This is a genomic window from Acinetobacter sp. AKBS16 (assembly GCF_002899995.1).
GTDB lineage: Bacteria > Pseudomonadota > Gammaproteobacteria > Pseudomonadales > Moraxellaceae > Acinetobacter > Acinetobacter baumannii.
This window is the reverse complement of sequence record NZ_POYH01000098.1, coordinates 93286-102013: the sequence shown is the minus strand read 5'-3', so window position 1 is coordinate 102013 and position 8728 is coordinate 93286. Positions and strand designations below refer to the sequence as shown.

At 39.2% G+C, this 8728-nt stretch carries 11 protein-coding genes and 1 pseudogene; 3 read left to right on the top strand and 9 right to left on the bottom strand.

From position 1 onward, the window contains the following. Positions 1-311, bottom strand: a 311-nt coding sequence (locus tag C1642_RS18100) for a sulfite exporter TauE/SafE family protein (protein WP_146035351.1), incomplete at its 3' end; no start/stop codon positions are given. 98 nt (positions 312-409) lie between these two features. Between C1642_RS18100 and C1642_RS18095 the strand changes: the two genes are divergently transcribed. Then, entirely contained in the window at positions 410-1198 is a 789-nt protein-coding gene (locus C1642_RS18095) for an AraC family transcriptional regulator (protein ID WP_103236703.1), read from the top strand. Here C1642_RS18095 and C1642_RS18090 read toward each other — a convergent pair. Genes C1642_RS18090 through C1642_RS18075 form a run of 4 tightly spaced genes read right to left on the bottom strand, consistent with a single transcriptional unit; the run spans position 1193 to position 4477 of the window. Continuing rightward, a complete protein-coding gene (locus C1642_RS18090) occupies positions 1193-1681 on the bottom strand; it encodes a GNAT family N-acetyltransferase (protein ID WP_103236702.1) in 489 nt (162 codons plus the stop codon). The genes C1642_RS18095 and C1642_RS18090 overlap by 6 nt on opposite strands. A gap of 2 nt (positions 1682-1683) precedes the next feature. Further along, the gene (locus C1642_RS18085; RefSeq protein WP_000614432.1) at positions 1684-2448 is read right to left on the bottom strand and encodes an ABC transporter ATP-binding protein; all 765 of its coding nucleotides are present in this window, start codon (positions 2446-2448) and stop codon (positions 1684-1686) included. Then, positions 2445-3455, bottom strand: coding sequence for a FecCD family ABC transporter permease (locus C1642_RS18080; protein WP_103236701.1), 1011 nt, complete (start codon positions 3453-3455; stop codon positions 2445-2447). Before C1642_RS18080 ends, C1642_RS18085 begins: the two co-directional genes overlap by 4 nt. 2 nt (positions 3456-3457) lie before the next feature. Then, positions 3458-4477 (bottom strand): ABC transporter substrate-binding protein, encoded by a 1020-nt coding sequence (locus C1642_RS18075; RefSeq protein ID WP_000770289.1) that lies wholly within the window; start codon positions 4475-4477, stop codon positions 3458-3460. Between the two features lie 256 nt (positions 4478-4733). Between C1642_RS18075 and C1642_RS20140 the strand changes: the two are divergent. Then, a pseudogene (locus tag C1642_RS20140) lies at positions 4734-4844 on the top strand (hypothetical protein); the annotation flags it as partial. A 71-nt stretch (positions 4845-4915) separates the two neighbouring features. Here the strand turns inward: C1642_RS20140 and C1642_RS18070 are convergent. From C1642_RS18070 to C1642_RS18060, 3 genes are all read right to left on the bottom strand, one after another. Beyond that, the gene (locus tag C1642_RS18070; protein ID WP_000206303.1) at positions 4916-5968 is read right to left on the bottom strand and encodes an NAD(P)-dependent alcohol dehydrogenase; all 1053 of its coding nucleotides are present in this window, start codon (positions 5966-5968) and stop codon (positions 4916-4918) included. A gap of 54 nt (positions 5969-6022) precedes the next feature. Then, the gene (locus tag C1642_RS18065) at positions 6023-6661 is read right to left on the bottom strand and encodes a carboxymuconolactone decarboxylase family protein (RefSeq protein ID WP_001181581.1); all 639 of its coding nucleotides are present in this window, start codon (positions 6659-6661) and stop codon (positions 6023-6025) included. Positions 6662-6773: 112 nt separating this feature from the next. Next, the gene (locus tag C1642_RS18060) at positions 6774-7268 is read right to left on the bottom strand and encodes a cupin domain-containing protein (protein ID WP_103236700.1); all 495 of its coding nucleotides are present in this window, start codon (positions 7266-7268) and stop codon (positions 6774-6776) included. Positions 7269-7476: 208 nt separating this feature from the next. Between C1642_RS18060 and C1642_RS18055 the strand changes: the two genes are divergently transcribed. Further along, a complete protein-coding gene (locus C1642_RS18055; protein WP_031379770.1) occupies positions 7477-8361 on the top strand; it encodes an AraC family transcriptional regulator in 885 nt (294 codons plus the stop codon). Between the two features lie 95 nt (positions 8362-8456). On the opposite strand, the gene C1642_RS19935 is transcribed toward C1642_RS18055, so the two are convergent. Next, the coding region (locus C1642_RS19935; RefSeq protein WP_228153987.1) for an NAD-binding protein at positions 8457-8728 on the bottom strand (272 nt) is incomplete at its 5' end.

The window sequence follows — 8728 nt, the reverse complement described above, 5'->3', positions numbered from 1 at the left end:
AACAATGAGGCCATTACCGCACCGACAATTCCACCAAATGCAATACCACCCCACAAAAAGCGGATTTTTTGCCAATCTATATGTCCAGACCGATAGTGCCGAAAGACTGCAAAACTTGCCGAACACAGCATGACAAAAGCTGATGTAGCTACGGCGATTTGCATGGCATGTATGCCGATATTACTTTCATTACTCCACTTTTGAATAATGACTGTATAAAGCAAAGGTACAGCCACAAAACCGCCACCAAAGCCAAATAACCAAGTAGTTATGCCTGAAAGTAGTCCAAATAAAAATAGCTCATATAGCATGATTATCTTCCTCACGTTTATAGAGGCATGATATAAAATAGCTCTATGGCAAACTAACGTAGAAAAGCCATATTTTTATTTGTTTCAGCCAAAAATATATGCGTAATATTTCAATTAACGAGGTAGACCATCTACCACAAGCAGTTCTAGCGTTAGGGTCAGATTATCCTGCTGATACCTTGTTAGATACGCATAGCCATCGCCGTGCACAGTTCTTATATGCACCCGAAGGCCTCATGAAAGTTGAAACTGAAGATGGACAATGGCTCGTATTACCGTACAGCGGTGTATGGATACCCGCAGGTAAACCACATCGGGTATGGCTATCTAAAGTCAGTACTTATAGTTTGTATATAGAAGTGAGTAGTGCCCCAAGACAAGCAAACTATTGCGAGGTTATACAAGTCTCGCCTTTGTTACATCAATTGCTCATTCAGGCAAATCAACTGCCTATTGACTACCAACGTGCAGGCCGTGATGGTGCTCTTATCGATTTATTGTTATATGAATTAGAAATTGCACCAGCCCTGCCTCTGTTTATTCCATTGCCTCGCAACACATTACTATCTCAACAATGTGCTGAGTTTATGGAGCGTCCCGATATTCATAGCAGCCCTAAAGATTGGGCACATGACCACAATAAAAGTGAACGGACTTTTCACCGCTGGTTTAAGTCTGAAACTGGCTTGTCCTTTCAAGCTTGGCGTAATCGAGTCTGCATTATTTATGCTTTAAATGCCTTAAAAGAAAATATCTCGATTACGGAAATTGCTTTTAGTTTGGGCTATGAACACTCGGCAGCTTTTACCGCAATGTTCAGCAAAATTATGGGTTATCCACCTACCCATTTTCAAAAAAGATTTCATGCGTATGATAAGACGCTATAAAGATTTACTCATATGAATCGTGTCATAGGTATCGATCCATTCGCGTTGAATAACCTCAAAACCTTGTAGACGCCAAAACTCTTCAGCCGCCGGTAAAAATGGATGAGTATGCAAATACAAAGTCGTAATTTCACTGTTTTTGGCATGGCTAAACAACATGTTACATAGCTGGGTCGCGATGCCCTTACGACGGTATTCAGGCAATACAAATAACTTAACCACCTCAACCGTATTAGACGGTAAATTTAAATCAAAACGATGGTCATAAGCCCGATATGCAATCGTGCCAATAATGCGGTTTTGGTCTTTTACTGTAATGAAGCAGCCCAGTGGATCATGGACATAATGCTGCTCAAAATTTTGTAAATCTTTGGGGACTTGCCCATGATAAATTTCTGGGAATAACAGCTCTCTTGTATAAAGCGCAAACTCTACCGCAGACGTATAGTCTGATTTATCAACCAATTGATAATAAAGTGTCATATTTACAGCCAAGAATGATCAGGAATCACAATGGTTTTGTCTTGAATCATGGCTTCATGGAACTCAACATCGTAGACACTTTTTAAAAACTTCGGATCGGTTATTCTTGTTTTTGACTCAGGCTTAACCACCTCATGTTGGCGCATAAAAAATAAATGATCCGCAAATAAAAAAGCTAAATTCGGATCATGCATAATCGCAATCACCGTAAAATTTTGCCGCGACAACTGACGCAATTTTTTCATTAAATAAGACTGGTAATAAACATCGAGATGATTGGTTGGCTCATCGAGCAAAATGACTTTCGGTGCTTGCACTAAAATACGCGCAATCATAACCAATTGCCGTTCACCACCCGATAACTCGGTATAAGGACGATCACGCAAATGCTCAATATCTAAATCAAGCAAAGCTTGGTCTACACGTTCCCAGTCTGATTTTGAAGGACGATATCGGCTAAAAGCAGCACGCCCCGTAATCACCACATCTTTAACCAAAAATGGAAATACGGTTTTATGAAACTGCGGTAAAAAACCGAGTAATGCAGCCCGATCTTTTCCTTTAAAGTCCGATAGTGCTTTTCCAGAGTAACGAATCAAGCCATCTTTTACAGGTTCTAGGCCCGCCATCAATTTAAAAAGTGTCGATTTTCCGCAACCATTACGCCCTAAAATTACGGAAAATTGATTTTCAGGAAACTCCAGATGAATATTTTTAAGAACCTGTTTGTGCCCATAGGCATAATTTAACTGATCAATTTGAATCATGCCCAATGAGTCCTCTGTGTTTTCATTAATAATAAGAAAAATGGCGCACCAAGTAACATGGTAAAAATACCAATCGGTATTTCGAATGTCAGTAAAACCCGAGAAAAGTTATCAATCAACAGTAGAAAACTGCCGCCCAACACCATATTGGCAGGAATACTGTAGCGATGATCTGGTCCAACCAACATTCTCACAATATGTGGCATAAACAGCCCATATAAACTAATAATGCCTGCCGCAGCCACAGAAGTTGACGTACATACAGTCACCAGAGCAATTAAAAGAAGTTGTTCCCACCTTGGATTAACACCAACTGCCTGCGCTTCTTCAGCACCAAGTGCCATTAAGTTTAAGCGCCAACGCATCGCAAACAATCCGGCAAGGCCAATACAAATCGGCAGCACGGCATATTGAACCTTTTGCCAAGACGCCTGATGTAAGTTGCCCATCGTCCATTGCACAATCGCTTGTAATTTAAATGGATCACTTAAGTATTGAATAACCGTAAGACCTGCCAAAAACAGCCCCGAAACAATCATGCCCGATAAAATTACCATGACTAAAGATGTCTGGCTTTCATATTTTTGATGTGCAAATAAATACGTTAAGCCAACGGCGCATACTCCAAAAATAAAGGCGGATAGATTTGGCGAAAGCCAACTTAAAGAAAGTGCCAAAGCTGCACCGAAAGCAGCGCCAGATGAAATACCAAGTACATACGAGTCGACCAAAGGATTACGAAACAATGCCTGCAAGCCATTACCTGCGGTTGCCAATGCAGCTCCCACCATAAAGGTCAGTAAAATTCTGGGTAATCTGACATTTACAAGAATGTTTTGCATCAGTCTAAATTGTTCCGCATCAAAATATGGTGTACCAAAGACTGCTTGCACACCCCACCGCAAATAATCCCATGCACTCAATGTTTGAGTTGGCCCAATAAGCAATGAGATAAAAATCATGATGAAAGGTAACGGGTAAAACCAATAATATTTCAGCTTTTCCATATTCATTGCACCAACGCTTTAGCAAGCTGCTCACCATACAACTTGGTTAAAATACGCTGTTGTAAAGTACTTACTGGTAAATCAGACTGTTCAGGATAAATACTGTGATTTAGATAAATCGCCGTAATAATGATTTTGATGGTATGCGGGTTATATATAAATGCAGGACTCAAATTAAATACCTTTCGGTTTAGTACAGCGCTTAAACCCTGTAATTCTTTTCGTTCATAAATCAGTTTAGGATTGGTATTCCAAAGCACAATATTGTCAGGGTTCCATTCAATTAATGTCTCGGGGTTTACGTTAGGTTGGTTAGCAGCGGTCTGAACAATGTTGTACGCACCCGCTAGCTCAATAAAGTCATTGGTAATCGACTGACGTCCCGAGGTAGAAAAAATTCGTCCACCAGACCAAGCATAGTAAATCGATTGTTTATTTGGCTGACGGGCCGTTTTGGCTGCGACTTCTGCCACAATTTCATCAGAGAAATTTAAAATTTCCTGAGCTCGCTTTTGGGCGCCGCTCAGAATAGCAATTTCAGACAGTTCTTCTTTCACTTGTTTATAGGTGCCTGACTCCATTACATATACAGCGATGCCAAACTGCCGTAACAGTTCAATCGTTTGAGTCTGCCCGCTTCCTACAATCACCAGATCTGGTTTTAGCAACACGAGACTTTCAATATTGGTTGCATTGGCTCCTTGCGAAGGTGCTGCAAGCTGCTTATTAGCAATGCGTTTATCTATTTTTGAATAGGCATTAAATAATAAAGGTTGAATGTATACTTCAGCAGGTATACCAATTACTTTGTCACCTTGCCCTAGCATATAGAGGCCATCTAAACCCGACTCAAACAAAGAGACAATTCTTTGGGCAGGTTTGGCTACACAGACTTTTGTATTTGTACTATCAAAGACACATATTGAATGAGAGGTTGAGTTTTCTTGAGTTTTTCTATTTTGCTCAGATGAGGAACATCCACATAGAATGAGTAAAGTGAGTAATGAAGCCAATAACTTCATTATGGCACCCCGTGCACAAATAGAGTGCAAAATAAAAAGATGTGTTTATTTAGTGCATTTTTCATGTGAAAAAAACACCATAAGAGAGCAAGACGGTTTGAATCATCATTTATACAACAATCAAATTAAGTATGTTAGATAACGCCTTAGATAGTAAGCAAAAAAAACGCCAAATTTACCAACTAATAAAAACTATTTAATGATTGGGCAAAAAGTCTATAAAAGCGAGTCAAATAATTTAATCATGTTTATAGCGGTGAGCCTCGTGTTAGGACTCAGCATACCTGTTTTTGGATTTAGTATTTTATTTAAGCTATTTATCTTTGCTATCTTTGCTATGCGTAAATATATACCTTCTAAATCATAGCGCTTGCATTAATTAACCTGATGGGCTGTGCACACATAGCTATAGTATGCACAGCTCAAATAATGTCTGAATTAATCTTCAGACAGTGTTTTCATATCAATCACAAAACGATACTTCACGTCGCTCTTTAGCATACGTTCAAAAGCTTCATTAATGTTTTGCATATTAATCATCTCTACTTCAGAAACGATATTATGCTCACCACAAAAATCGAGTAGTTCTTGTGTTTCTTTAATTCCACCAATAACCGAGCCTGCAATTGATTTTCTACCTAAAATCATAGGTACTGAATTTGCGCTAATTTCACCTAAATATCCAACTAATACAATGGTTCCATTTAAAGCTAAAGTTGGAATATAAGGCTTCAAATCATGGTTATAAGGCACAGTATCAACAATTAAATCAAATTGATTTAATACCGACTTCATTTGATTCTCATCTGTTGATAAGACTACATGATGTGCGCCAAGTTGTTTTGCATCTTGTTCTTTGTTTGCTGAGCGAGTAAATAGTGTCACTTCAGCGCCTAGAGCATTGGCAAGTTTAATCGCCATGTGTCCTAAACCACCTAAACCAACGACAGCAACTTTACTGCCCTTTCCAACATTCCAGTGACGTAGCGGCGACCATGTGGTAATACCCGCACAAAGTAGTGGTGGTACAGCTTGAGCATCCAGATTTTCAGGTACTTTTAATACAAAATCTTGACTACAGGTAATGCTTTGTGAATATCCACCATAAGTTGGGCGTTGGTCATGGCGATCTACGCCGCCATAAGTCTGGATGTTACCTTCTTCACAATATTGCTCGAGTCCTGAATGACAAGCAGAACAAGTACGGCATGAATCGACCATACAGCCAATGCCCACTAAATCACCAACTTTATACTTTGTGACTTTAGGACCAATTGAGGTAACACGTCCAACAATTTCATGGCCCGGAACTAATGGATAAGCACTAAATCCCCAATCGTTTTTAGCTTGATGTAGATCAGAGTGACAAACACCACAATACTCAATTTGAATGACAACATCATCTTCACGTGGGGTTCTACGTTCAAATTTAAACGGAACTAAAGGAGTTTCTGATGACAGCGCGGCATAACCTAAAACTTCAGTTGTCATATTTTTCTCTCATGCTTAATGTAAATAAAGGCGATTTTTTCGCTGGGAGCTCATTTAGAGCGATTGATTGTGAAAACTGGTCAATACATTTTGGAACCTTTGACCCACTTGCAGACTTACTTTTTCAGCAAGTATTTTCTGTATATTTTCAAATTGATGAGAACTAACACCTTGAGTCTTTGCAATATTAAGATGGGATTGAAGTTGGCTATCTACACCTTCTAGAGCCGAAAGCATGCTCAAAGTAGCAATCTCACGATCTTGCCAATTCAGCACATCCCTTGAAAAAATATCGCCAAAAAGATGAGCCTTTAAATACTCATCTATAGCTGGAGCAAACTCAAAAAGTGCACCTTTTACAGGTTGACCCACCAACTGAGTTTGATTCTGAGTACCTTGTAAAAGTGCCTGATAATCTTTCGGTAGAGTGCTGTTAGTCTTACCCTCTATGTCACGAATACCGCTTTCTTTACGCTGCTCTAGCACCTGCATAAATGTTGTAAGGGCATTCAAACTTCGAGGAAAACCTGCATAGGCATAGGTTTGAACTAAAACTTCCTTAATTTCTGCAATGGTTAACCCTAAATCTAAACCATCTTTTAATGATTGACTGAGTTTAGCTAGGTCACCATTTGCAGCATAGGCAGCAATCGGTATGATTGCCTGTTGCTGTTCGGATAAAGAATTTTGCATTTGCGTTATTTCCTTCTTTTGAGATAAAGGAAGCTGGACCATATGGGTAGCTGCATAAATCTGTTGATTCAGCGCCAACAAACTGATGGCTAGAAATAGGGACTTTATAATTTCAGTGGCCCGCCTCTTTATATTGCTCATCTGATACAGGCTCTAACCAGTCCACATTTTTGCCATGTTCATCAGTTGCAGTTAAAGCAAGATGTGTCATCGCAGAATTTCCACTTGCACCATGCCAATGTTTCACTCCAGGCGGACAATAAATCACATCTCCTACAGAAATTTTTTCCGCAGGTTTACCCCATTCTTGCACCAGTCCCTCTCCTTCTGTAACAATGAGATATTGCCCTTTAGGATGGGTATGCCAAAATGAACGGGCATTGGCATTAAAACTTACATAAGCACTGGAAGCATTTATACTGTCAGTAACATCAGTTAATGGTTTAATTGCAACTTGACCCGTGAAAATATTACCTAGGCCGGTAATTACCTGTTGTTGGTTGGCTTTTTTAACGGTTTGAAATGCTGTGACTGATTTTTTATCCATTGCGGGTACTCCCATTGAGATAAATAAACTGGTCACAAACGTGACTGCCTTAACATTCATCTTTTTTCCTAGATTGATACCAATGCCCTCAATTTAATGAGGGATGCAGGATTAAGCGTTGTTCAAACAGTATAAAAATGAAAGTTGTAAGGTGTTGTTCTATTCCTCTCACAGATTTGCCTAATCCTCCGAATTGTTGCACTTCTCACTATTTTTCTTATTTGAAATGCCTACAATAAAAATACAGAGGGTAATCGGTAGAATCTGAATGGCGAATAGGTCTAACCATAATCAAGAATTGGCTCAACTTGTCGATCAATGGACACGAGAAAAAGGCACATTCGAAACTGCTATTACGGGACTGACTTTATATCGTGCAGAGACATTGACCAAACCAAATAGCAGCATGATGGATGCGAGTCTATGTATGATTGCTCAAGGCAAAAAACAGGTGATTCTTAGCGAAGAGACTTATATTTATGATTCTAACCATTTCCTTTTTACTGCAATTGACCTGCCTGTAATTGCTCAAGTGCTTGAAGCTTCTGTTGAACAACCCTATCTCTCAATTGTGCTAAGGCTAGACCCATATTTACTTGCTCAAATCATGCTTGAGGCCCATATTCCCTTTAAAGATGTAAATACTGAGAAAAAAGGAATGGCTGTTGGAGTAGTCAATTCAGAGCTGAATGATGCGTTTATACGGTTAATAAAATTACTAGATACGCCACAAGACATTCCCATCTTGTCTCCTCTTATTATTAAGGAAATTTTTTATCGTTTATTGATGAGCCCGCAAGGCGATCGACTTAAACGTATTGTAGCGGCAGGCACTACAGGTCATCGAATTGTGAAGGCGATTGAATGGCTGAAAACAAATTTTGCGAAACCATTTAGTATTGAAGAACTGGCAAGCACAATGGGGATGAGTGCATCAAGTTTTCATCAACATTTTAGGGATATAACCTCAATGAGTCCCTTACAGTATCAAAAGAGAATGAGATTGACCGAAGCACGGCGTTTGCTAATGACCGAAGAATACGATATTTCATCTACCAGCATGCAAGTCGGTTATGAAAGCTTGTCCCAATTTTCCAGAGAATATAAACGCTTTTTTGGGGTTTCTCCGTCAGTAGATATTAAGAATATATAAAAGCAATAAACGTGGACTATTAAAAAATTAATACCAGAAAAAAAGCGGTACTTGATTATGTCTATTCATCAAGTACCGCTAAAATTAAAGCAATATTACACATGATTCATTCGTTCAAGCTCACGAATTAAACCAGAATGATCAAGCTCACCATCTCCGGCAGCAAGCATATTTTCAAATAATTGACTGACTTTTTGGGCTATAGGTAAATTCAACTCAAGCGATTTAGCATAGCTAACGGCTGTATGAATATCTTTATGCTGGTTTCGAGCTGTACCTCCCGGTTTAAAATCTCTATTTAACATGCGTTCGCCATGCTGTTGCAAAATCGGAGAATCTGCAAAACCGCCTGTTAATGCTTGTTTGA